Source organism: Xenorhabdus bakwenae, from assembly GCF_030272115.1.
In the GTDB taxonomy this organism is placed as follows: Bacteria; Pseudomonadota; Gammaproteobacteria; order Enterobacterales; family Enterobacteriaceae; genus Xenorhabdus; species Xenorhabdus bakwenae.
On sequence record NZ_CP119194.1, the window covers coordinates 3,060,815 to 3,085,927 of the forward strand.

The window sequence follows — 25,113 nt, forward strand, 5'->3', positions numbered from 1 at the left end:
AGATAAACTAATTTTTTATTCTTAGGTTGGGTGTAATTATTTTTGATAGGTGTTATTAATATAATAAATAAGGCGCCTATTTAAATTTAATCTTTAGACGTTGTTGGAAGATGATGCGTTGGTTTCTGACAATATGTAAATTTTATGAAAAACAGCTGGTTATTGATAGTAAGCAGGTGTTTTTTATCGTTACGTCAGCCCTGTGTTTGCGGAGCACATTATTTCAAACCAAATGATAACAATCAAATTGTTTTTATAATGTTATGTCTTATTTTGTGTTTAATGCAATCATTGTTTGATATATCAGTTCCATTATTTAGTATTATATGATGATTGGTTTAAGTTTAGTTTATTTAAATGGGTGAATTATTTGAAGGTAAATATTTATTTAAAGAGAAAGTCCGAATAAAAATTAAATATTACCTTTAACCATTTGTTTTAAAACAGTTAATTATTTATTTGTGCCCGGTGTATTAAATTTTCGCTCACATCAAGGGATGTTTATTTTTTTATCCAGTGATTTGCATTAATCAAGTTCCGTTTGATGAGCGGAACTTGCTGCCATGTAAGAACAATAATAATTCAAATCGCTTTTAATTATCTCTCCACAACCACCAATGCCTGCGCACAAGCCCACGCCGAACTCCATGCCCACTGGAAGTTATACCCACCAAGCCAACCGGTTACATCGACCACTTCACCAATAAAGTACAACCCTTTCACCTTATGGGCTTCCATCGTTTTTGATGACAACTCGTGAGTATCCACGCCGCCAAGAGTCACTTCTGCTGTACGATAACCTTCCGTACTATTGGGTTGCACCGGCCAGCATTGCAGGGTTGTGATTAGCGCTTTTTGCTGTGCGCCATTAAGTTGTTTCAAAGACAGTTCCGGCAATTGCCCCAGGGACTGTAAACATTCCACCAGACGTTTGGGCAGTAATTTAGCCAGCGTGTTTTTCAAACTCTGATTGGGATGAAATTCCCGTTCCTTATCCAGAAAACTCCCGAAATCTGTATCAGGAAGTAAGTTAATACTCACATACTCACCTGGCTGCCAATAGCTGGAAATCTGTAAAATAGCCGGGCCGGAAAGACCGCGATGGGTGAACAGAATATTTTCCCTGAATACGGTGCCATCTTTTGCGGTCACAACAGAGGAAACCGAGACACCGGAAAGGGTTTGAAGTTGTTCCTGTAGTGGTTTATGCAGGGTAAAGGGAACTAATGCTGCACGTGTAGGCAGGATGTTGAGTCCAAATTGTTCCGCGATACGGTAACCCAAAGGAGAGGCTCCCAAGCCCGGCATGGACAAACCACCGGATGCCACAACAAGTGAGTGGGCGCTTACCTTTCTTCCTGCCGCCGTAATGACAAAACCCTGCGTTTTCTTCTCGACATGAGTCACTTCACTGCGCAATTGAATCGTTACCTGTCCTCTTTCACACTCTTTTAAAAGCAGGTCTATGATTTGTTGGGCTGAGTCGTCGCAGAAAAGCTGCCCCAATGTTTTTTCGTGGTAAGGGATACCATAACGTTGTACAAGAGCAATAAAATCCCACTGGGTATAGCGAGCAAGTGCTGACTTACAAAAATGGGGATTGGCAGAAAGGTATGCTGCTGGTTCGGTATACATGTTGGTGAAATTGCAGCGCCCGCCACCGGACATCAAAATCTTGCGACCCGCTTTTTTGCCATTATCCAGTACCAGAACGTTTAACCCAGCCTGTCCTGCTTGTGCAGCACAGAATAAGCCGGCAGCGCCAGCACCAATAATCACTACATCAAATTTTTCCATTCATTTGTCTCTTTTGTCTCTTTTGTCTCTTTTGTCTCTTTTGTCTCTTTTGTCTCTTTTGTCTCTTTTGGCCGAGTTAATTGTGGGAATTCACTGCATTGTGAGGGTTCTGTTCACGAACTACGGAGAAAAATAGGCATTTGGTTTAACTTTCTGCGGTAAAAAGTTATTTTTCATCAAAAAAATATCAAAATATTAAAATTAAATAACCATTTGATATTATTAATAAATGCAAGAATTTTTATGTCATTTGACCATCATTAAATCAAAAAAAGGTCATATTTCTCTTTTCCCGCTACCATTTGTCACTGATAATGCGCGCGTTCATGTCCTACTAACTGGCTTAACGTTTATGCTACATCTGTTTACTGGCCTGGAATTTTATACCGGCCTTATGTTAGTGCTTGCTCTGTTGTTTGTGCTTTTCTATGAAGCCATCAATGGGTTTCATGATACCGCAAACGCAGTAGCAACTGTTATTTATACCCGGGCAATGCGTTCACAGCTTGCTGTTGTGATGGCAGGGGTTTTTAACTTTTTGGGTGTTCTCCTTGGTGGGTTAAGTGTCGCTTATGCGATTGTGCATCTACTACCTACTGATCTTCTGCTAAATGTCAGTTCAGCTCACGGTTTGGCTATGGTTTTTTCCATGCTGCTGGCGGCGATCATCTGGAATTTAGGGACGTGGTATTTCGGTATTCCTGCATCCAGTTCCCATACGTTGATTGGTTCTATTATCGGCATCGGCCTGACTAATGCGATAGTGACCCGTTCTTCAGTGGTTGATGCGTTGAATATTCCGAAGATGATACAGATTTTCATGTCCTTGATCCTGTCTCCTCTTGTTGGCCTGATCATTGCCGGAGCGATGGTGTTTTTACTGCGTCGTTATTGGAGTGGTACAAAAAAAACGTCGCCGTATCCATATGACGCCTGTTGAGCGTGAAAAACAGGATGGCAAACGTAAACCCCCATTCTGGACACGTACTGCCCTGATCCTCTCGGCTGTTGGTGTGAGTTTCTCCCACGGAGCGAATGATGGTCAGAAAGGTATCGGTTTGATTATGCTGGTTCTGATTGGTGTCGCGCCTGCGGGGTTTGTCGTCAATATGAATTCAACCAGTTATGATATTGCTCGCACTCGTGATGCCGTTGTCCACTTGCAGCAGTATTATGGGCAGCATACTCCAGCGCTGACTCATGCGATTGAACTAAATCCAGCCGCTTCTTCTGTTGAAGATCAACTCGATCTGACGTTCCATTGCGATAGCTCACGCGCATTAGTGGTGCTGAATAAGGCTGAAAGCATGTTGGCGAGTACTCAAAACTTCAACGAGTTAACGCCGGATCAACGTAACAGTATGCGCCGTATGTTGATGTGCGCCGCTGATACGACCAACGTTGTGGCTAAGTTGCCAGAAACCAGCCTTGAAGATGCACGTTTCCTGAATAAGCTGCGTAAAGATCTGCTCAGTACGGTGGAATATGCGCCATTATGGATCATTGTTGCCGTGGCTCTTGCCCTGTCTTTAGGCACAATGGTGGGCTGGAAACGTGTTGCTGTGACTATCGGTGAGAAGATTGGCAAAAAAGGCATGACTTACGCCCAGGGTGTTTCTGCACAGGTGACTGCTGCGGTTTCTATTGGTGTAGCCAGCTATACGGGTATGCCGGTATCCACGACACAAGTGCTCTCTTCTGCGGTAGCGGGGACGATGCTGGTTGATGGTGGTGGTGTGCAGAGCAAGACCATTAAGAATATCATGTTGGCGTGGGTTTTGACGTTGCCGATTTCCATTGCATTGTCGGGCTTACTGTATTGGATCGCCCTGAAACTGATCTAATCACATCTTAGAAAAAGGGTTGGTTGTTATTGTCAGCCAACCCTTTTTTATTTTTTAGTAGATAAAAAAAGACTCGATGCTTCAGCATGGGTACCCAAAGTGGTAATCCTTGATAAAAATGGTGCCAATAAAACCGCACTGGATGAATTAAGCCAGAGAAAGCCAAAAGATAAGGCCATCCGGAAAAATAAGTATCTCAATAAAATGATTGAACAGGAGCGTTGCAACGTCAAACACGTTCCATGCTGAGGTATAAAAATTTCAGGCAGGCTCAGACTGTGTTAGCCAGCGTTGAACGGGTCAGTATGTTGCGCAAAGGGTAATATCCGTAAGAGCTGGGACGTCCGATTTCACCAGACACTTTTTTCTATCAATGAATGGCATGATAATTAATCAATACACTTGCGATCGAGCTCTCTCTGTTAATGCGAAGGAACCCTTAAAATTTAGGATTTATCCATTCGTAAGTTAAGTGTTCAATAAAGCTTCTTACCCTTTGAGGAATCGGTTCCCTACGAGCTCTGATTATACTTATCATTGTTTCTTTTTCTTTCCAATCTGGCAGAACTCTAACCAATTTACCTGTGGCTATCTCATCTTTTACATCCCATTTTTCCCTCAGCGCTATACCTAACCCAGCAAGACACCATGCTTTTATGGCATGGCTGTTATCGCTACGTAAATTTCCTGAAACAGTAATTTCAATTTGCTCTTTTGCTTTATTTAATGACCATGTGTGTTGAAAAAGACCAGGGTAAGAGAATAGAAGACAGTTGTGGTTTTTGAGTTCATTAGGATGTGATATAGTCCCGCCTTGCATATATTTTGGTGAAGCAACTAAAATACGTTCACTAACTGCGAGTGGTGTAGCTATTAACTGTGAGTCAGCCAACTGGCCAAAACGTATAGCAAGATCTAATTTATTGCTGTATATATCGATTATCCGATCAGTCAACTGTAAATCGAAATTGACTCTGGGATATTTATCTATAAATGAAGTGATTTCTTTGGTGATATATTTCTCCCCAAATGCGACTGGCGCTGTTATTTTAATGTTTCCTTCCAAATTATTATTTCCTTTATTATCTATGGTATAGATGTTTTCTAAAAGTGATAAAGCTGTACGCACATATTTCGCAATAGCTGTTCCCTCATCGGTAATTTTTATCATTCGGGTATTTCGTTCGAACAAACTGACATTTAAGGCAGCTTCCAGTCGTGCTATCTGCTTACTGACGCTTGAAGGCGTTTTATTCATTATTCGTGCAGCAGCTGAAAAACTATTAGAGTCTATCACAGTTAAAAAAGTCACAAGATCATCAAGGTTACTGAGAGCCATAGAGTTGTTCTATTTTGGAAAAAGAGATAGTCCATTTTATCTTTTTAGGATTATATATCAATGCATTTAAACTACTACTCATTCTGTTGACCAAGAAATTGATTACCCTAGTAATTATTTTTAATAAGGTAATAATTATGCCTCTTGCTATATACGCATTAACGGTTGGCGCTTTTGGAATTGGCGTAACTGAGTTTGTTATTATGGGATTATTAATAGAAGTCAGTACTGATTTAGGTATTTCTATACCTGCCGCAGGGTTACTGATATCAGGATATGCTTTAGGTGTTGTTATTGGAGCACCGTTTTTAACAAGCTTGATGAATAATTGGCCTCGCAAGCGTGTATTATTAGTGCTTATGGTAATTTTTATATGTGGTAATGCAGCATGTGCCTTAGCTCCAAATTATGAGTTACTAATGGCAGCACGTATATTGACTGCTTTTACTCATGGCACTTTTTTTGGGATTGGTTCTGTAGTTGCAACTAACCTGGTTCTTGCCGAAAAGCGTTCATCTGCTATTGCTGCTATGTTTACAGGGCTTACGGTTGCTAACATCGCTGGTGTTCCTTTTGGTACTTGGCTTGGTCAGTATTTAGGATGGAGGGCAACTTTTTGGGCTATAACTATTATCGGTATTATTTGTTTAGCTATTATTGCCATGTTCATACCTTCTGAAAGTAAACCATCTGATAGCAGTAATTGGCGTAATGACTTGAAATCAATGGCAAGAAAACCTGTCATATTTGGATTATTATCTACTACTTTAGGTTATGCCGGTTTTTTTGCTGTATTCACATTTATTTCTCCAATATTAACTCAAATCAGTGGCTTTGAACTATCAGAGATATCGCCTATTTTGCTATTATTTGGAGTTGGTTTAGTCATAGGAAATATTGCCGGTGGACTACTAGCAGATAAGAAGATTTTACCTACCTTGATTTGGACAATTGCTCTATTAGGTTCAACATTAATAATCATGACGTGGGCTATGAATTATAAAGCAACAGCTTTGATTTTTACTGTCTTACTTGGCATAACCGCATTTTCTACAGTTTCACCATTGCAGACTTGGATATTAAAAAATGCTGAAGGAGCCGGACAAAGTCTTGCTTCCAGTCTAAATATAGCCGCCTTTAACTTAGGGAATGCCATAGGGGCATGGATAGCCGGTATTATTATAGAGTATGGGCCTGGTTTATCATACATTCCTGTATTTGCCTCTTTATTAACATTCTCTGCAATCGGCGTAATTTATATAAGTATCAATTCGGCACATAAAGACAACTGAGGATAATCGGCTCTGTTGCATTAACAGGGCCCCTTTCTCTATCAATTGTTTGTATAAATGATTAACCGTCACACGAACTTTCTTTGGTAATGAGACATAACCTAGAACGTGGTGAAAATAAACGATTACTACTGGTTTAACAGTGGAGTTTCATTTCATTGTAGTGCACGACGATTTTTGCATCTTTTGCGACATAGTAATTAGGAACCGAGTAGGCAATGGTCGCAAAATAAATTTTGCCGCGATTTTTAAAATCTGCAATTGCGATATATCCAATAACACCCGATGCCATTCTGCTTCCTGAGGTTTTGCATCATCCTTTTTGTAGTACACTGCCACAGTATTACCATGGAATGGTTCAGTAGCTGCTACATAACTGAAGATGTCGTTACCTATCCGACCAACATCCATATCACCATTGCCTTTAAAACCGGTTTTTTCAAACTGAGTGAGTTCGTCTGTACCTATCAATACTCGCCGCCAGTCACGAGTTTCATCATCGAAATACACACCCTTATCAGAGGCTAGTACCACTGAGTCACGGGAAGAGCCATGTATCAACCCCGTTTTCTTTTCTGCGCCATGAATCATACGGAATGTACTATCGTCGATGACTGTCATATGCCATTCTTTTGCATTCAACACATCATCCGGCTGGGTAAATAACACAATTGGCAGGACTGCACTGGATTTTCGTACCAATACAACTCTCCCAATGTCAAACCATAGCCAAAGAGATCGGTTTTTCCATCTAGGTTTAAATCTGTTGCCTCTAACCAATAACCATCACGTAAATTTTTCGCTACGACTTCTTTAGATCGGGGGGATGTAAAATTCATCGTTTCTCACATTTACGTCAGATCATCATCGCTATCAGGCAAAGCAGAACAACGCCACAGAGTATTTCTGTCAATATAAATTGTTTCCTCATCCTTTCGCATAATAAGATGACATCAGGGTCGTGATGGTTAAGATAACTTTGTGAATTGATATAATGCACGAGCCGAATCTGCTTATTAAATTGACCATTAGCTTTAAAAAAACCATTCCCATCAACGGATTGATACAGCATGGGATCTGATTCACGTAAAATTGACAGAAGTACACGGAGCGAAGAACAGTAGCGCATTATGTTAATAATGCAGATAAGGCAAACTGCCCAAAATAGTGCAATGGTATTGAACATACTTCCCCCTCCTGATTGTGGCAGTAAAGGTTGCTAATAGCTGCCAGCAAAAGAAGAAACCAATAAGAAACGTTTTGATTTGAATAATAACTATATTGAATCTTAGTTAAAAATACAGTGTCCAGCAGGTATTATCGTAAGGCATATAATCTGCTATTGTGGCTGGTTTGAAAGTAAAACAATAAGTTGTGATCACAACAACACTCAAAAGACACATTGAGCGGTTATAGTATAAACATCGAATCATGGCGTTTAATGTTGCCTATCCATTTAAACGACGTTATGGAAGGAGTTCTTATGGCTTACAAACATATTCTTGTTGCGGTTGATTTATCCCCGGAAAGCCGGATTTTGGTGGAAAAAGCGGTATCATTGGCGAAACCGTACAATGCCAAAATTTCCCTGATCCATGTTGATGTTAACTACTCTGATCTTTATACCGGCCTGATTGATGTAAACCTTGGCGATATGCAGGAGCGTATCGCGGATGAAACGCGTAATTCCCTGAAAGAACTCTCTGCTAGTGCAGATTATCCCGTTCAGGAAACGTTGAGTGGCAGTGGTGATTTAGGGCAAGTCCTTGTCGATGCGATTAAGCAATACAATATGGATCTGGTGGTATGCGGCCACCATCAGGATTTTTGGAGTAAGTTGATGTCTTCAGCACGCCAGCTTATTAACACCGTTCATGTTGATATGTTGATTGTTCCTTTGCGTGACGAAGAATAATCTTCGGTTGATATTTTATTCCGTAAAATCGCCTGCTTATGCAGGCGATTTTTTTATCCGCAGAAAAGATAATGAAACTGGTTTAGAAATTGTCAAAGGTATTTTTGAGAAAATACATAAAAATAGTTGTTGAAATTTAAGCATAGAACAGTGCTATATTCAGAAAGCAAACCGTAACTACCTCACATTTTCGACAAAAAAATAATATGGAAAATGGCAGGGGGTCATCACATCTGCATGACAAAAAGGAAGCCCGAATGAATGTTTCATTATCTTTAGTTTCGTTTCTCGATTTGGTTCAATCCCGTAATCAGCATCAACCAGAATACCTACAGGCAGTACGAGAAGTGTTGACTTCTCTCTGGCCTTTTCTGCAACAAAACCCACAATATTGTGAGCAAGGGTTATTGGAACGTCTGGTGGAGCCGGAAAGAGTTATCCAATTCCGCGTCTGCTGGGTGGATGATCAAGGGAAAGTACAGGTTAACCGCGCATGGCGGGTTCAGTTCAGCTCAGCTATTGGGCCGTTTAAAGGCGGAATGCGTTTTCACCCTTCTGTTAATCTTTCTATCCTGAAATTTTTAGGTTTTGAGCAGACATTGAAGAATGCGTTAACAACGTTGCCGATGGGCGGCGGAAAAGGGGGTTCTGATTTCGATCCCAAAGGGAAAAGCCACGGCGAAATTATGCGATTTTGTCAGGCATTGATGACAGAACTTTACCGTCATTTGGGACCAGATACCGATGTGCCGGCCGGGGATATTGGTGTAGGCAGCCGTGAAGTTGGGTTTATGGCAGGTATGATGAAAAAACTGTCGAACAATACGGCGTGCGTTTTTACGGGTAAGGGCCTTTCTTTTGGTGGCAGCCTGATCCGCCCTGAAGCTACCGGATATGGGCTGGTTTATTTCACCCATGAGATGCTTAAACGTCATGGTATGGAACTTGAAAGCAGGCGAGTATCTGTGTCCGGTGCGGGGAATGTCTCCCAGTATTCCATTGAAAAATGTATGGAATTGGGGGCGAAAGTCGTCACAGTATCGGATTCAGGCGGGACGGTATTGGATGAAGAGGGTTTTACACCGGAGAAACTGGCTCATCTTCAAGAGATCAAAAACCAGCGTTACGGCCGTGTGGAAGAGTATGCCAAAGAGCGTGGCCTGACTTTCCTTAAAGGCCAGGATCCGTGGTCCATTCCTGTGGATATAGCCTTGCCTTGTGCGACGCAGAATGAACTGGATTTGGAAGCAGCACAAACATTGATCAAAAATGGTGTGAAAGCGGTTGCGGAAGGTGCCAATATGCCTGCGACGATTGAGGCTACTACAGCTTTCCTTGATGCAGGCGTTTTGTTTGCACCGGGTAAGGCGGCCAATGCGGGTGGCGTGGCAACTTCGGGTCTGGAGATGGCACAGAACGCAGCACGCCTGAGTTGGAAAGCGGAAAAAGTGGATATTCGCTTACATCACATTATGCTCGATATCCATCAGGCTTGCGTAGAATACGGTGGAGAAGAGCAACAAACTAACTACGTACAAGGCGCAAATATCGCTGGCTTTGTCAAAGTGGCGGATGCGATGTTGTCACAAGGCATTATTTAGGAAGGTAATTATTTATAAAATAATTGTGTAGTCAGGCAATTTAAAAACCCCAATAGAACATGGGGTTTATTTTTTCTAACAAGGATAAATATCGAATCGGTGATTTTTGGTGGTAATGGCAGCGGATGCTTTAACACCTGCCAGTGGTTCTGCATAATCGGGCCGTTTTACCACAACCCGACGTTTTGCCAGCGTTCTGGCAGGTTCCAGCAAACTATCAGCATCGTCATCCGGCCCGACCAACGATTGGAAAATCCGCATCTCTTTTTTGACCAACGCGCTTTTTTGCTTATGTGGATACATTGGATCAAGGTAAACCACATCTGGCGGCGGTGTAATATCTGTCAACGCCGTAATGCTTGAGGCATGGATCAGTGTCATGCGTTCTTTCAGCCAGCTACCAATCTCTTCATCCTGATAGCCACGCTGTAGGCCGTCATCCAACAAAGCGGCTACCACGGGGTTGCGCTCCAACATCCTGACATGACAGCCGATAGAAGCCAGTACAAAAGCATCGCGTCCCAACCCGGCGGTGGCATCCACAACATTGGGTAAATACTCTTTCTTGATGCCGACGGCTTTCGCAACGGCTTCGCCACGGCCACCACCAAAGCGACGACGGTGTGCCATTGTTCCGCTGACAAAATCGACATAAATCCCGCCCAGCTTAGGCTCATCGCGCTTGCGTAATTCCAATCGCTCGGGAGTCAATACTAGTGCCATGACTGAGTCTTCATCGTGGATCAGATCCCAACGTTCAGCCAATAACGACAAGGCGCTGCGATCAGCGCCTTCTTCACAAATCAAACAAATCTTCACTGGCCATTATCCGCCGATGCCGTAGCTCTTCAGCATGGCATCCAGTTCTGGTTCACGACCACGGAAACGGACAAACAGGGTCATTGGATCTTCTGAGCCGCCGCGGGTCAAAATATTGTCGAGGAATGACTGACCGGTGGCGCGATTGAAAATTCCCTCTTCCGAGAAGCGGGAATAGGCATCGGCTGCCAGCACATCCGCCCACAGATAGCTGTAATAACCTGCTGCATAACCACCATTAAAGATATGGCTAAAGGAGTGCGGGAAGCGTCCCCAATCAGGTGATGGCGCAACTGCAACCTGTTTTTTCACAGATTGCAGCGTTTCCAGGATTTGCGCTCCTTTGGCGGGATCATATTCCACATGTAAGCGGAAATCGAACAGGCCAAACTCAAGCTGGCGCAGAATTTTCATTGCGGCCTGATAGTTTTTGGCTGCCAGCATATTATCCAGCATCTCTTGTGGCAGCGGTTCCTGCGTTTGATAGTGACCGGAGATAAAGGCTAATGCTTGCGGCTCCCAGCACCAGTTTTCCATAAACTGACTTGGGCACTCTACCGCATCCCACGGCACGCCACTGATGCCGGCAACATCCAGGGCTTCAATTTCGGTCAGCATATGGTGCAGGCCATGCCCAAACTCATGGAAGAGTGTTGTCACTTCATCGTGCGTAAACAGGGCGGGTTGATCACCGACTGGCTTATTGAAGTTACAAGTCAGATAAGCGACTGGGTTTTGCAACTCGCCAGATGCATGACGCATTCTGCCGACATAACTGTTCATCCATGCGCCACCGCGTTTATGTTCACGGGCGTAAAGATCTAAATAGAAACTGCCGCGCAATACCTGCTGATCATCATACAGGTCAAAGAAACGAACATCAGGGTGCCATGTATCGACATCATGGCGCTCTTTGGCGGTGATGCCATAAATGCGGCGAATGACTTCAAACAGTCCTTCCAGCGCCCGTTGTTCCGGGAAGTAAGGACGCAGTTGTTCATCATCAATGGAGAAATCATGCTGCTTTTGCTTCTCGCTGTAATAGGCCAGATCCCACGCTTCCAGCCCATCAACACCGTGGTGAGATTTGGCAAAGTCGGTGAGTGTTTCCAACTCTTCTTGACCTTGTTGATGGGCGCGTTTGGCCAGATCGTTCAGGAAATCGAGCACTTGCTGAGGTGTTTTGGCCATTTTGGTTGCCAGGGAACTTTCAGCATAGTTCTTGAACCCCAGTAATTGAGCGAGTTCATGACGTAATGCAAGGAGTTCCGCCATCACTTCACTGTTATCCCATTTTCCGGCATCTGGCCCTTGATCGGAAGCACGGGTTGTATAGGCGTAATACATTTCTTTGCGCAGTTCACGATTATCGCCATAGGCCATAACGGGCAGATAACTGGGCATATTGAGTGTCAGCAACCAGCCATCCAGCCCCTTGGCTTCGGCGGCGGCCTTGGCGGCGGCTTTGGCACTTTCAGGCAAACCAGCCAGATCGCTCTCGTCGGTAATCAGCTTGGTCCATCCCATGGTGGCATCCAGCAAATTATTGCCGAACTTTGCACCCAGCTCAGATAAACGGGCCGTAATTTCACCGTAACGCTTCTGTTTCTCTTCTGGTAAGCCAATGCCGGTCAATTCAAAATCACGCAAAGTATCTTCAATAACCTTGCGCTGTGGCTGGGGAAGGGTTTCGAAGGCTTGGCTCTCTTTTAGCGATTTATATGCCTGATATAACCCTTTGTGTTGCCCCAACCAGGTATCGAATTCAGAGAGCAGGGGCAGGCTTTGCTCATAGGCTTCGCGGAGTTCTGGACTATTCTTAACCGCATTCAGATGTTCGACTGGCGACCACATACGGGAAAGCCTGTCTTTCTCTTCTGAAATGGGTTGGCACAGGTTATCCCAGGTAAAAGCAGTGTTTTCGGATAAAATCTTCTCAATTAACTGGCGGTAATTGGCTAACGTCTCTTTCACAGCAGGCACGACATGTTTTGGTTCGATTGCAGAGAACTCAGGCAATGCAGAAGATGTCAGTAACGGATTAGTCATAATGAGTGCCTTATAGGTATATTTGGGTACAGGCTTAAACCAGCCCCGCATCCCAATGGGTTGTTGACGATAGATGGGGATAAGATATCGTGAGTTCAATGCTAATGCCGCACTTTTATGCGAATAATTAGGCTCTTTTTCTGTCAGAGATCTGTGATGTCATGGAAACGTTTAGATATTATTGGAGACGCGCTATAACTCTGTAATTCATCAATTTCTGACACGTTCCCGTTGGGCGGAAGGTGTTGATCTCGAAGCAGTTCGGTCTGCTATTGAAAACAGCCTGATATCTGGATTGTACAAAGATAAAACCCAAATGGAATTTGCCAGGCTCGTCACAGATTTTGCGACGTTCGGCTATCTATGTGATGTTTATGTATCGGAAAAGTATCAAAAACAAAAGGACGACAAATAAACTCTGCCACTTTTTTGGTATCTGACCAGTTTTCTACCGTTGGTCGTGCAGATTTATCTGTAACTTGTTTATTAATCTGCCGTTGCAGGTATTTTTTTTGGGTTTTGGAGATAATTGTTGAGAGGGCACTTATGCTTGTGCAAAGGCAGATAATAGTAGACTGATAATCCCCAAATAAGTTAAGTATCTTGAGTAAAACATAATGGTATATGCCTTGTTTGAGATTAAAAAATTATGGCATAAATTTTTGGTGGCGCCATTAATATACTGCTATGGTATGCGTTTGGGATTACTTATCGATAAGATTAATGTTAACAGATATATCGATTAATCTTGTAATTACGGATGGGGTTGTAAAATGTTAAGCAGGATTTAAATAATGTTTTTTGCATCGAATAAGCATGATGTGTTCTTATTTTTTTGAAAAAGAAAAGCATACCTCACCTTATTTTTAGTGAGGTATGTTATTTAAAAGATTTTATAAATAATTCAATATGCCAAATGACGATATATCAATAAAATTATCATTTGGATATTAAGTATATTGATTCATAAGGTTTAATTTTAATCTCATGATCTACCGTTGCCGATGATGAGTAATTGCTCATCAATACTTGCCATTCTGTGCTTACAAGTGAAGTCTCTGGAGACCAGAGTTGAGTTTCATCGCTTAGGTTTGCAATAACCAGCAAGGTTTGATCCTGCCAACGACGCAGATAGCACCACAGTGAAGGGTGCTCTGGCAGCAAATCCAGGTAATCACCGTAGGTCAGAATGGGCTGTTGCTTTCTCAATTTAATCAAATTGTGGTAGCAATAGAAGACGGAATCTTCATCCTGTAATACGGTTTCGGCGTTGATCTCTGAGTAATTACTGCAAGGCGCAATCCACGGCGTTCCGGTGGTAAAACCCGCGTTTGCTGAATCATTCCACTGCATGGGGGTTCGGCTGTTATCACGGGATTTCTGCGCCAAAATTGCCAGTATATCCTCTGCTTGCATACCTTTCTCAATGCGCTCTTGATACATATTCAGGCTTTCGATATCCCGATAATCTTCAATACGCGTAAAGTGAGGGTTTGTCATGCCCAGCTCTTCGCCCTGATAAATATAAGGCGTACCCTGCATACCATGCAGCACCATCGCCAGCATTTTAGCGGATGTTTTGTGGTGCTGGTGTTCATCCCCGAACCGGGAAACAATGCGCGGTTGATCATGGTTACACCAAAAAAGCGCATTCCAGGCTTTTTGGTGCATACCCTGCTGCCAGGTTGAGAAAATCTTTTTCAGTTCAACATAATCTGGTTTTGCCCGAGTCCATTTTTCTCCATTTGGGTAGTCAACTTTTAGGTGGTGAAAATTAAACGTCATGGACAGCGTCGTTCCGTCCAGAGCAGCATAGCGTTGGCAGCTCTCAAGGCTGGTGGATGACATTTCACCAACGGTCATTAATCCCTTGGGCTGGAAAACATCACGGCTCATTTCTTGCAGAAACTCATGTATCCGTGGGCCATCGGTGTAGAATCGGCGGCCATCGCCGTGATCATCACTAGGATAATCTTGCTGTTTTGATACCAGGTTAATGACATCCAGACGCAAGCCATCAACGCCACGATCAGCCCAGAATTCACAGATTTTCTTCAGCTCAGTGCGAACCGGTTCATGCTCCCAATTTAAATCGGCTTGTTCAACCGCAAACAGATGGAGGTAATATTGTTGGCTCTCTGTATGCCATTGCCACGCATGACCACCGAATTTGGATTTCCAGTTATTGGGCAGGGAACCTTCAGAACCATCCCGCCAAATATAAAACTGGCGGTAGGGGCTGTTAATATCCTGTGCCGCCTGGAACCACGGGTGTTGGGTTGAGGTGTGATTGAAAACCATATCCAAAATAATGCGAATGCCACGGCGATGGGCATTTTGCACCAAATTATCAAAGTCCTCCATCGAGCCATAATCAGGATTGATGGCACAGTAATCAGCGACGTCATAACCATTATCAACTTGTGGAGAGGGATAAATTGGCGTGATCCAAATGGCTCCAACGCCAAGTCGCTGTAGATAATCCAGCCGCTGGGTGATCCCGTTGATATCTCCTGTGCCACTACCGGTACTATCCTGAAAACTCTTGGGATAAATTTGGTAGATAACGCTATCCATCCACCAGGGTTTTTGTTCCGTCATAAATAGATACCTATAAAATTAATTGGCCTGTTTATTGGGTAAGATCAGCATTGGATAAGGTCGCTTTGCGTTCATTTCTACGATAAGCCAGAACGGTCAGCAGGAATGGCACAATAATTGCGACGATCATAGCAAGCAGATAAACCATCCAGAACTGCGGCTTGATAGACAGAATTCCCGGTATTCCGCCAACGCCGATACCATTGGCCGTGACATGGTTGAGTCCACAAATCAGCCCGGCTATGGCCGCCCCAATCATCGCACAGAACATGGGGTAACGGTATTTCAGGTTGATTCCATACATAGCGGGTTCGGTGACACCCAGATAGGCTGAAATCGCCGCAGGAACAGAAATTTCGCGCTCTTTTTGTTTCTTGCTTGCCCAGACAATGCCGACAACGGCAGAACCTTGAGCGATATTAGATAGCGCAATAATCGGCCAGATGGGGGTGCCTCCGGTGCTTTGGATCATTTGCAGATCGATTGCCAGGGTGGTTTGGTGTACACCGGTGATCACCAGCGGGGCATAGAAGAAACCAAACAAGGCGGCTCCAATAGGCGCAAAACTCCCCGTCATTAGACTTTTAACAACCCAGGCAACACCATCACCGATAGCACGTCCGGCAGGGCCTATCAGGGCATGGGCAAGGAGGACGGCCAGTATCAGAGAAGTCACAGGGACAATCACAAGATAGAGATAGTCTGGGACCCATTTTTTCAGCCGCGTTTCAATCCACCCCAACGTTAGGCCAGCTAATAGGGAAGGAATAACCTGTGCCTGATAACCGACTTTAGAAATGGTAAACCAGCCGAAATTCCAGACTTCGGGCGTTTGTTGCCCAAGCAGGTAAGCATTCATCAATTGTGGGGAAACCAGGGTAATGCCGAGAATAATCCCCAGAATGGGTGTTCCGCCCATTTTTCTGACGGCAGACCAACAGATACCCACAGGGAGGTAGAAGAATACCGCTTCACCAATTAGCCAGAGAAAATCATAGACACTCTGCCAGACAGGGTAGAGTTGCGCGAGCGATTTGCCTTCACTAAACGGGATATCGCCGATCAGGTTACGAAAACCGAGGATTAAACCGCCGCTGATCAGGGCTGGGAGTAATGGGAAGAAGATCTCAGCAAAATGTGAAATTGCATTTTCATACCATTTCATATTTTGGCGAGCTGCTTGCTTAACCTCTTCTTTATTAACGGATTGTTTCCCCGTAGTTTCAAGCAGAGCTTTGTAATAGACATCCACATTCGTCCCAATCACGACCTGAAATTGTCCGGCATTAGTGAAGCATCCCTTGACCATTGGTAACTCTTCAATGGCTTTGGCATCGGCATTTTCTGGTGTATTAAGAACGAATCTGAGGCGGGTGATACAATGACTGACGGAAGCGATATTTTCTTTACCACCAATCAAGGTAATAAGATTATCAATATCCTTTTGATTTATTTGTTTTTTCTTCATGCCTTTGCTCCTTGGTGTGGCAGGAGTGATAAATAATGGAGTTTTGCGATTAACAGAATGATTACGCTCGTGATGAGATAATGAATAGACTGAAATAATAGCAGGTTGATCCTAGACAGATTTTTGTATTTTGAATATGAAAAGATGTTTTGTTTGAGTTTTAGATCACATTTTAGGCCATTGATTTGAAATTAAAGGGTTTTTTATATTCGTGATGCTTATCATTATCGGATTTTTAGTTTTTTTGGTAATTAATAGATGTAGGTTATAGGTTTATGTTATCGATTGGTAAAATAAAGCAAGATCCATACCCTATTGAGTCACAACTTGGAGGGATAATTTTAGCTTTATTTTTGTAACCCTTCACCAGTCCCCTATTGACACAAAAATGTGATGTTTATCTCTTGATCCGCTTTTACCTGTTGCTTGAACCTGCCAGTCAGGTCATTTTTCCGCCCATGAAAAAGAAAAAGTACTTTACCGCTGAACCACCTGAGGTGAGCAACATCAGCGAAGCTAGTGCCCTTATCCGGGAACTCTGGGCCAAACTCCGTGAATACGAAGACCGCCTGGCTCAGAATTTGCGTAATTCCTCACGCTCTCCGTCCAGCGATACGCCCCAGGAAGCGCCCGTCACCACAGCCGAAGGTGCCGCCCCCTACATATTGAGCCTTTTATTGTCCTGGAGAGAAAAATCCGGAAAACACGGGAATATAGTGAGATCACAGTGACCCTGCGCCAGACGGGAACGGTTACCGATCACTGGCAGGTCGGATTTCTGCAATCTTAATTCATTAAATGATAATTGCTGGTACAACTATCTCAATAGATTTTCAAAATGAGATGAGTATTTCTTTCCCCATTTGATACGCGGAATAAGGAAAAATAACTACTGATGCTCTCATTATTATAAATAGGGTATATACAATAATCCAAACTACAACAAGTAATGATTTAATCTATCCTTTATGTTTTTTTACAAACATAAAGGATTTATATGTTAGTCTTACAGATGAAAAATATAACACTATTGGCATTGAAATAAAAAATGTAAGCGCAGTATTAATATAATCATCGATATCATGAGCGAGTAATAGCATGCAAATAAAAAAAGAAAGAGAAATGAAAAAAACAAAAATAGCACCATGAAATTTTCTTTTCAAAATACATATTTCTTGCATAATTTCATAACCGGAACGTCTCTGAGGCAGCTTTTATCAAGCTAATATCCTTTGAAGTAAAACCATGTTCAATCATTAATGACTCTATATTTTTTTCCATTTTAACTCACCTTTAATGATTTTTTCATATATGCAAAGCGCTGACATGGAAATTGAATATTCTGTCAGGTTGACTATGAAAATTATATACTCGATAAACTTCAAGTTGCAATCCGCAAGACGACGCGAGGCCTTATATTTCCCCGCTGCGCGCTGAGGAATCCCCAGAAAAATAGACAAGCATAGCGTTGTGTGATCTACTGATTGTTCCACCAAGTCAATAAGGTCACTGCTATGCCTGTACGTCAAGTATGTCATAACTTCTTCAAAGAGGCTTTAGCGCCGTTTCATAAATATCGTCAGAATGCATTAATCGATGCCACTACCGCGTTGACCGACTCCTCGGTAATAAAGCGCTTCATGGCGATATTCCTGATATTTTTCGTCACATTATTGCCATGTTGACAAAATCGACATTTTACTTCAACCGCCGCCATTTAATTTCTCTGAAAAAAGGGGAATTATACATCACCATCAACGGGTTGAATACGTTACCCAATGATTCTGTTGTTCCCTATAAAGAAGCTGAAGGGGCACAAGCTTTATGGGCTAAAGAAGGTGTAATTCAACTCATAGAAATTTGAGATTAATATCCAGTGCATCTGGGGTTGCAGCCAATCAGGCTGCAACTTGAAGAACGAAAAGGATATTATCGATGGTTTATTTGGCCTTGTGTTGATCTTTCCACCACTGATACAGAGCTTCAATATCTGATGAGGTGATCAGCTTCATTGCTGCCTTAAGTTGTTCCAGTGACCAGTCCCACCATCGCATTTCCAGCAATAGGGCAATATGTTCATCAGAAAAACGTTTTCGGATCACTTTTGCCGGATTGCCGCCAACAATGGTATAAGGTTCGATATCTTTGGTCACCAGCGCACGTGTGCCAATGACGGCACCATCACCAATTTTTACGCCTGGCATAATGATTGCTTCTGCACCAATCCAGACGTCATTGCCGATAATGGTATCCCCCATAGGTTGGTAGCCATTTTGTGCATCAGCAAAGGCGGGTTCTTCCGGCATATAAAAAAACGGAAATGATGAAACCCAATCCAGACGATGCCCTTGGTTGCCCGCCATCATAAAGGCGACACCTGTACCAATGGAGCAGAAGCTGCCGACGATGAGCTTATCGACATTGGTTAAATCAGGTGATAAGTAACGGGCGCATTCGTCAAATGAATGACCGTGATAGTAACCGGAATAGTAACTGAAACGGCCAACCTGAATATTGGGGTTGGTGACCTGTTCCGTTAATGTCTTGCCCTTAAAGGGGCTATCGAAATAGTTTTTCATAGGGTATTGATTTCATTATGTAACCCGCCAAATCGTCGGTAATACGCGGCGGTGGGTTGAGGTAACTGACCAATGGTCGTTTCGCAACGTTCACTGACGTAGTGTGTCGCAGCAAGGCCAAGGTGCTGATAAATATTGATACACAAGTTACGGGCAATTTTCCCTTCCCATTGTGCGGGCAGCAGGGCATCCGGTAGCAATGGATCACGCAGGACGATGCGGCGGTAAAAGTGGATTAGCAGCAGGCGCAATTGGAAACAGCGTTCTGGGGTCAGGTCAGCCTCATGGCAATCCCGTAGCAGTGTCATCAACGGACGGAAGGAAACAATAAATTCGTGATAATGCTGTGATATCTGCTCCAGTGACCAATTGAGAGAGACAAGTTCTTTCAGGCTCTGTTCCGAACGCGGGTAAGGATAATCAGCCCGGAAATAGATGACAGAATCGCTGGCGTTGAGTTCGCCCAACAGAGAGGGAATGTCTCTTTGGGAATGGCTTGGTGCAGCCATCAGGGTACTGTTAAATTGCGCGAATCCGAGCCAGCCCAGCGCTTTTTTCAGGCGGGTGCGCTCGTTTTTGTCTGTGCCTTCCAGCAACAGTAGATCCCACTTACCATCCCATTCTGGCTGCTCATAGAGGTAGATTTTATCCTCGGCATGACGAAATTGATGCATTCCCCGTTCGGCGATGCGGTAATAACTGCGTCGCCCGAGTTTTTCTACTGTGAGCCACCCCTCTTTTTGCAGCCTGAATACGGATGTTCTCACGAAACGGTCACTAAACCCCATCGGTTCCAGCAAGAGGCTCAAACTGCCAAGCCAGACTTCACCGCCACGGTGACTCAGGGCATCCCCATATAAGGAGATAATCAGCGATGTTCCGCTGACAGGCTGTGCATTGAGAGCGTGTTGGATAAAATCATCAAGTTTATGTGCCATAGTTTCTGTGATCTGCTCAAAAGTGTGTCATAACTGTATCGGTAAGCTCAAAGAAAACCCCTCGGAGCAACATACTGTTGGGAAAAATACCCTTAAAAAGGGTGCCACCGCCGTTTCATAGCATTTAACTTGCGGTGGCAAAAGGTTATTCGTGTGGCCGGTTGTCGATCACCCGTACCGCTTTGCCTTCTGAGCGTGGAATAGCACCACAGTTGACAATGCTGACATCGATGCTGAGTCCTACCGTTGATTTTATATGCTGGCGCAACTGATGACAGAGGTTGCAACGTTGTTCATGGTTCAGCAGATCGGGTTCTTTTAGTTCAACTTTGACTGTCAGGCAATCATAGTTACTTTCGCGGTTGACTTCCAACTGATAGTGGGGAGAAAGCGCCTTAAAGCACATGATCTGTTCTTCTATTTGTGATGGAAAGACGTTGATGCCACGAATAATCAGCATGTCATCGGAACGGCCGGTGATCCTGTCCATGCGACGCATATTACGCGCCGTACCGGGCAATAAGCGTGTCAGGTCGCGGGTGCGATAGCGGATCACGGGCATGGCTTCTTTGCTTAAGGTAGTGAGAAGGAGTTCTCCGGTTTCGCCATCTGCCAGGTTATTCAGGTTGTCAGGATCAATGACTTCCGGGTAGAAATGATCTTCCCAGATGGTAGAGCCGTCGGCGTATTCCAGTGATTCCATAGCAACGCCTGGACCCATCACTTCGGACAGGCCATAGATGTCCAGGGCTTTGATACCCATACGTGTTTCAATTTCAGTACGTAAGGTGGTTGTCCACGGTTCTGCGCCAAAAATACCAACACGTAAGGAGCATGAGCTGGCATCCCCACCCATTTGGCGCTCCAGCTCATCCAGTAAAGTCAGGCAGTAAGAAGGCGTCATCATAATGATGTCAGGCTTGAAATCCACAATCAGTTGCGCTTGTCTGGTGGTGTTACCGCCAGATACCGGAATGACGGTTGCTCCCAGCCGCTCGGCACCATAGTGCGCACCCAATCCTCCGGTGAACAGGCCGTAACCGTAGGCGACGTGAACTTTGTCTTTGGCACTTGCACCGGCAAATCGCAGGCTGCGGGCGACCAGCTCTGACCAATTATCGATGTCCTGTTGGGTATAACCCACCACCGTTGGGCGTCCCGTTGTGCCGGATGAAGCATGAATGCGAACTATTTGCGCCATCGGGACGGCGAAGGCATCAAAAGGGTAGTGTTCCCGCAGATCTTGCTTGGTGGTGTAAGGAAATTGGGCGATATCACTAAGTTGCTTGAAATCACTCGGATGAATACCGGTTGCATCAAATTTGCGGCGGTACATGGGAACGTTGTCATAGGCGTGGTTGAGGGTCCATTTTAACTGGTTAAATTGCCATGCCTGAATCTCATCACGTGAAGCAAATTCAATAGGATCCAGCGGATTCTTCAGGTTTTGTACGTTGTTGCTCATTGTTGCCTGTCCTTTTGTTGATTTGTTTGTAACAGGTTATTTTTTATGGTTATTTACTTGCATGTAGTTATGTGCACGTCGTGATACGCAGGTGTTGGTTAAGTCAGGTAAATAGCGGCTATGCAATACGTTCAATAATCATGGCGATGCCTTGCCCGACGCCAATGCACATGGTGCATAAGGCGTAACGTCCGGCCCGTCGCTCCAGTTCAAGGGCAGCTGTCAGCGCAAGGCGGGCACCGCTCATCCCCAGAGGATGCCCCAGTGCAATTGCCCCGCCATTTGGGTTGATGTGTTCTGCGTCATCCGGTAATCCCAGTTGGCGTATCACCGCCAGTGCTTGTGCAGCGAAAGCCTCATTCAGTTCAATAACATCCATTTGATTCAGGGTTAAGCCGGTGAGTTCCAGTACCTTGCGAGTCGCAGACAGTGGCCCGATCCCCATGATGCGTGGCTCCACACCACATGTTGCCGTTGCGACGATGCGTGCCCGTGGTGTCAGCCCCCGGCACAAGGCTGCTGTTTCTGAGGCGATGATCACTGCTGCCGCACCATCGTTGACACCGGAAGCGTTACCGGCGGTGATAGTGCCGTCAGCACGGAATGGGGTTTTGAGCCGTTGTAATTGTTCGAGCGTCGTTTCTGGTCGTGGATGTTCATCCTGTGAAATAACCGTAGCTACGCCTTTTTTATTGGCGGGAGGCAGAGTCACAGGGATGATTTCCTCAGCCAGTACGCCACGTTGTTGTGCTCTGGCGACACGTTGCTGGCTGCGCAGGGCGAAAGCATCCTGGTCATCGCGGCTAATGTGAAACTGGGCGGCGATATTTTCTGCCGTTTCTGGCATGGAGTCTGTGCCGAATTGCTGTTGCATCAGGGGGTTAATAAAGCGCCAGCCCAGAGTGGTATCAAAGATCTCCGCCTGCCGGCTGAAAGCACTGTCTGCTTTGCCCACCACGAAAGGGGCACGGGTCATCGATTCAACGCCCCCCGCCAATATCAATTGGGCGTCGCCGGATTTAATACTGCGAGCGGCGAAGGCCAACGCATCAAGGCCTGAGCCACATAACCGATTGACTGTTGTACCAGAAACCGAACTTGGCAATCCCGCTAACAATAGCGCCATACGTGCGACGTTGCGATTATCTTCTCCTGCCTGATTGGCACAGCCGAGGATCACATCATCGATTTGTTGCCAATCCAATGCCGGATAACGCGTCATCAATGCCCGTAGCGGCAGGGCAGCCAGATCATCAGCCCGCAGGCCGGATAGCGCCCCCCCATAACGGCCGATAGGTGTGCGGATACCATCACAGATAAATGCATGGTTCATGATTACTCTCCCTGACGGTTTGGCTGGTTTTTTTTTCAGCGTATTGTCCGAAATAGGGGGACTGAGGCGATGGGAGTAACCACGGAAAAAAGCCACAACTTTACCGTTTTGGTTGATGATCTCCACGTCGTACAGGCCTGTATTTTTACCTTGATGCCGAACGGAAGCGGTGGCGGTCAGTTGATCACCCACTAATGCCGGACGGATAAAATCAATGCTGCCTCTGGAAGCGACCGCAGCCAGCCCTTCACTGTTACAGGCATAGGCGAAAGCCGTATCCGCCAGGCTGAACAGAATACCACCGTGACAACGGTGATGACCGTTGAGCATGTGAGGCACGATTTTCATACTGAGTCGGGCCAACCCGATATCGATATGTTCAATCTGTATTCCCATATTTTGGGCGCAGACATCTTGGGCATAAAGAGTTTCAATGTGATGGCGAGCCGCGTTAACGTTATTTTGCATGGTCATCCCCTTTCTTGCGTTTTTGAGCCTGTTGGTAGGGGAGTTGGGTATGCCCTGCCGCGAGTTGGCGCAGTAAGGGGGCTGGGCGGTAACGGGGTTCCCCATAAAACTTCTGCAAGTTTTCCAGCGTACTGAGAATATGTTTCCAACCCAACTGTTCACCCCATGCCAGCGGGCCGATGGGATAATTCACACCGTAGCGCATCGCCAGATCGATATCTTCAGCGTTGGCGATACCTTTATTAATGGCATCCAGTGCCTCGTTGCACAGCATAGCAACGGTACGCATGGTTAGCAGGGCGGGATAATCCGGCAGGAGAATGACCTGCTTACCGAGGGATTGCAGAAAACCGATCACCTTTGCGGTTTGCTGAGGCGTATTCTGGCAAGCAGCACTGAGTGTCATGACAGAAGCCGATTGGTGATTGGCGGAAAGGTCAAATTGCACCACGGGTGCCCTGACTTCATCGGCAATCTGGGCGCAGGTTCTCCCTTTGGTCAGAATCAAGAGAATGTCATCAATCTGCAAGGTCGGGGAGTGGAATCGGTCATTTTTGCTTTCTTCGAAGATGATTCCATATTGCTGTAACTTAGGGTGTTGTAACAGGGCAACAAAGTGTGGCAATGCCGCCCAATTTCCTGTCGCCTTGATCCGCACTGGCTGTTTTTGTGCTTTGGTGTGTTTCGGTTCTAGTTTGGGTTGCGGCTGGGTCTCTTTTTTTTCCGCCGCTTCCTGTTATGTCATAGGCGTAAAAACCACGACCGCGTTTACGCCCAAGATGATTGGCATCCACCAGCTCTTTTTGTCGCAGTGACGGCTGGAAGCGGGGATCACAGTGGAAAGCCTGAAACAGGGATTCAGTCACGGCGTAATTAATATCATGGCCGATCAAATCCATCAGTTGTAATGGTCCCATAGCGAAACCGCCCGATTCTTTGAGAACGGCATCTAATGTGGCGGGAGTCGCAATCTGCTCTTCCAGTGCACGCAGGGTTTCAGCATAGAATGGGCGGGCGATGCGATTGACGATAAACCCCGGCGTAGAACGGCAAATTACCGGTTGTTTTTTCCAGCCAGTTACGAAGTTTTTGAGTGTTGCCACGGTTTGGGGGGAAGTTTCCAGACCTTGCACGATTTCCACCAGCTTCATTAGGGGGGCTGGGTTGAAAAATGTAGCCCTGCCATGCGCTGTGGCGCAGACAGGACACGGGCAATGGCGGTAATCGACAATGATGAAGTATTGCTGGTAAACAGGGTTTGGTGTGAACAAATGGATTCCAGTTGCTGGAAGAGATCCTGTTTAGCTGCCAGTTGTTCGATAATGGCTTCAATCACCAGCCCACACGGTGCCAACGCCTGTAACGAATTCGCCTGAGTGATGCGTTGTAACAGGGTTTCTGTTGCGCTGGCTTCGGCTTTGCCTGCTGCGACACGTTGATGCAGGCGGGTGCGTAAACTATCCAGCGCCTGACTGACCGCTTCGCCGTTGCTGTCAAACAGCAGGACGGAATGTCCTGCCTGAGCCGCAACCTGGGCAATGCCGATGCCCATTGTTCCCGCACCGATAACGGCTATGGGACCGTGGAGGTGAGGCGTGGTCATGA

16 protein-coding genes and 6 pseudogenes are annotated in these 25,113 nt (G+C 45.1%); 7 read left to right on the plus strand and 15 right to left on the minus strand.

The genetic code is table 11. The features are described from left to right. Positions 1–597: 597 nt before the first annotated feature. Positions 598–1,797 carry a BaiN/RdsA family NAD(P)/FAD-dependent oxidoreductase gene (locus PXH59_RS15370; RefSeq protein WP_285809039.1) on the minus strand — a complete coding sequence of 400 codons (1,200 nt, stop codon included), beginning with the start codon at positions 1,795–1,797 and terminating at the stop codon, positions 598–600. A 352-nt stretch (positions 1,798–2,149) separates the two neighbouring features. On the opposite strand from PXH59_RS15370, the pseudogene pitA reads away from it, so the two are divergent. Then, positions 2,150–3,641: pseudogene (gene pitA, locus PXH59_RS15375) on the plus strand (inorganic phosphate transporter PitA). Between the two features lie 439 nt (positions 3,642–4,080). Here pitA and PXH59_RS15385 read toward each other — a convergent pair. Further along, a complete protein-coding gene (locus PXH59_RS15385; protein WP_047766369.1) occupies positions 4,081–4,980 on the minus strand; it encodes a LysR family transcriptional regulator in 900 nt (299 codons plus the stop codon). Positions 4,981–4,994: 14 nt separating this feature from the next. Here PXH59_RS15385 and PXH59_RS15390 point away from each other — a divergent pair, with 14 nt between their 5' ends. Then, positions 4,995–6,272 (plus strand): MFS transporter, encoded by a 1,278-nt coding sequence (locus PXH59_RS15390; RefSeq protein WP_285809040.1) that lies wholly within the window; start codon positions 4,995–4,997, stop codon positions 6,270–6,272. A 150-nt stretch (positions 6,273–6,422) separates the two neighbouring features. On the opposite strand, the gene PXH59_RS15395 is transcribed toward PXH59_RS15390, so the two are convergent. The 3 genes from PXH59_RS15395 to uspB are packed head-to-tail and all read right to left on the minus strand — an operon-like array spanning position 6,423 to position 7,458. Continuing rightward, positions 6,423–6,914: a hypothetical protein gene (locus tag PXH59_RS15395; protein WP_285809041.1), complete on the minus strand. Its 492-nt coding sequence runs from the start codon at positions 6,912–6,914 to the stop codon at positions 6,423–6,425. After that, the gene (locus PXH59_RS15400; RefSeq protein ID WP_285809042.1) at positions 6,911–7,111 is read right to left on the minus strand and encodes a hypothetical protein; all 201 of its coding nucleotides are present in this window, start codon (positions 7,109–7,111) and stop codon (positions 6,911–6,913) included. The genes PXH59_RS15395 and PXH59_RS15400 overlap by 4 nt, the downstream gene beginning before the upstream one ends. Positions 7,112–7,128: 17 nt before the next feature. Beyond that, positions 7,129–7,458 (minus strand): universal stress protein UspB, encoded by a 330-nt coding sequence (gene uspB, locus PXH59_RS15405; RefSeq protein ID WP_285809043.1) that lies wholly within the window; start codon positions 7,456–7,458, stop codon positions 7,129–7,131. A gap of 297 nt (positions 7,459–7,755) precedes the next feature. On the opposite strand from uspB, the gene uspA reads away from it, so the two are divergent. Further along, on the plus strand, positions 7,756–8,187 hold the full coding sequence (uspA, locus tag PXH59_RS15410; protein WP_285809044.1) for a universal stress protein UspA: 432 nt from the start codon (positions 7,756–7,758) through the stop codon (positions 8,185–8,187). 257 nt (positions 8,188–8,444) lie between these two features. Further along, complete coding sequence (gene gdhA, locus PXH59_RS15415; protein WP_285809045.1) at positions 8,445–9,788, plus strand: NADP-specific glutamate dehydrogenase; 1,344 nt, start codon at positions 8,445–8,447, stop codon at positions 9,786–9,788. A 75-nt stretch (positions 9,789–9,863) separates the two neighbouring features. Here gdhA and rsmJ read toward each other — a convergent pair whose 3' ends face one another. Together rsmJ and prlC are read right to left on the minus strand one after the other, a co-directional pair. Beyond that, entirely contained in the window at positions 9,864–10,607 is a 744-nt protein-coding gene (gene rsmJ, locus PXH59_RS15420) for a 16S rRNA (guanine(1516)-N(2))-methyltransferase RsmJ (RefSeq protein WP_285809046.1), read from the minus strand. Positions 10,608–10,613: 6 nt separating this feature from the next. Then, positions 10,614–12,656, minus strand: coding sequence for an oligopeptidase A (gene prlC / locus PXH59_RS15425; RefSeq protein ID WP_285809047.1), 2,043 nt, complete (start codon positions 12,654–12,656; stop codon positions 10,614–10,616). 205 nt (positions 12,657–12,861) lie between these two features. On the opposite strand from prlC, the pseudogene PXH59_RS15430 reads away from it, so the two are divergent. Beyond that, a pseudogene (locus PXH59_RS15430) lies at positions 12,862–13,053 on the plus strand (GNAT family N-acetyltransferase); the annotation flags it as partial. Positions 13,054–13,595: 542 nt separating this feature from the next. On the opposite strand, the gene treC reads toward PXH59_RS15430, so the two are convergent. Together treC and treB are read right to left on the minus strand one after the other, a co-directional pair. Beyond that, positions 13,596–15,257 (minus strand): alpha,alpha-phosphotrehalase, encoded by a 1,662-nt coding sequence (gene treC / locus PXH59_RS15435; RefSeq protein WP_285809048.1) that lies wholly within the window; start codon positions 15,255–15,257, stop codon positions 13,596–13,598. 31 nt (positions 15,258–15,288) lie between these two features. Next, positions 15,289–16,725 carry a PTS trehalose transporter subunit IIBC gene (gene treB / locus PXH59_RS15440; protein ID WP_285809049.1) on the minus strand — a complete coding sequence of 479 codons (1,437 nt, stop codon included), beginning with the start codon at positions 16,723–16,725 and terminating at the stop codon, positions 15,289–15,291. Positions 16,726–17,183: 458 nt separating this feature from the next. Here treB and PXH59_RS15445 point away from each other — a divergent pair. Both PXH59_RS15445 and PXH59_RS15450 read left to right on the plus strand, forming a co-directional pair. Further along, positions 17,184–17,351, plus strand: a pseudogene (locus tag PXH59_RS15445) (DUF6444 domain-containing protein); the annotation flags it as partial. 888 nt (positions 17,352–18,239) lie between these two features. After that, positions 18,240–18,415, plus strand: a pseudogene (locus PXH59_RS15450) (IS4 family transposase); the annotation flags it as partial. 250 nt (positions 18,416–18,665) lie between these two features. Here PXH59_RS15450 and catB read toward each other — a convergent pair. The 6 genes and pseudogenes from catB to PXH59_RS15480 all read right to left on the minus strand — a co-directional run bounded on the left by catB (position 18,666) and on the right by PXH59_RS15480 (position 25,111). Then, the gene (catB, locus tag PXH59_RS15455) at positions 18,666–19,304 is read right to left on the minus strand and encodes a type B chloramphenicol O-acetyltransferase (protein ID WP_285809050.1); all 639 of its coding nucleotides are present in this window, start codon (positions 19,302–19,304) and stop codon (positions 18,666–18,668) included. After that, a complete protein-coding gene (gene paaX / locus PXH59_RS15460) occupies positions 19,301–20,242 on the minus strand; it encodes a phenylacetic acid degradation operon negative regulatory protein PaaX (RefSeq protein WP_285809051.1) in 942 nt (313 codons plus the stop codon). Before paaX ends, catB begins: the two co-directional genes overlap by 4 nt. Before the next feature lie 145 nt (positions 20,243–20,387). After that, positions 20,388–21,707 carry a phenylacetate--CoA ligase PaaK gene (paaK, locus tag PXH59_RS15465; protein ID WP_285809052.1) on the minus strand — a complete coding sequence of 440 codons (1,320 nt, stop codon included), beginning with the start codon at positions 21,705–21,707 and terminating at the stop codon, positions 20,388–20,390. A 118-nt stretch (positions 21,708–21,825) separates the two neighbouring features. Next, positions 21,826–23,040 (minus strand): 3-oxoadipyl-CoA thiolase, encoded by a 1,215-nt coding sequence (gene pcaF / locus PXH59_RS15470; RefSeq protein ID WP_285811797.1) that lies wholly within the window; start codon positions 23,038–23,040, stop codon positions 21,826–21,828. Positions 23,041–23,115: 75 nt separating this feature from the next. Continuing rightward, positions 23,116–23,613: pseudogene (gene paaI / locus PXH59_RS20125) on the minus strand (hydroxyphenylacetyl-CoA thioesterase PaaI); the annotation flags it as partial. Next, a pseudogene (locus PXH59_RS15480) lies at positions 23,498–25,111 on the minus strand (3-hydroxyacyl-CoA dehydrogenase). The pseudogenes PXH59_RS15480 and paaI, both read right to left, overlap by 116 nt. Positions 25,112–25,113 lie beyond the last annotated feature (2 nt).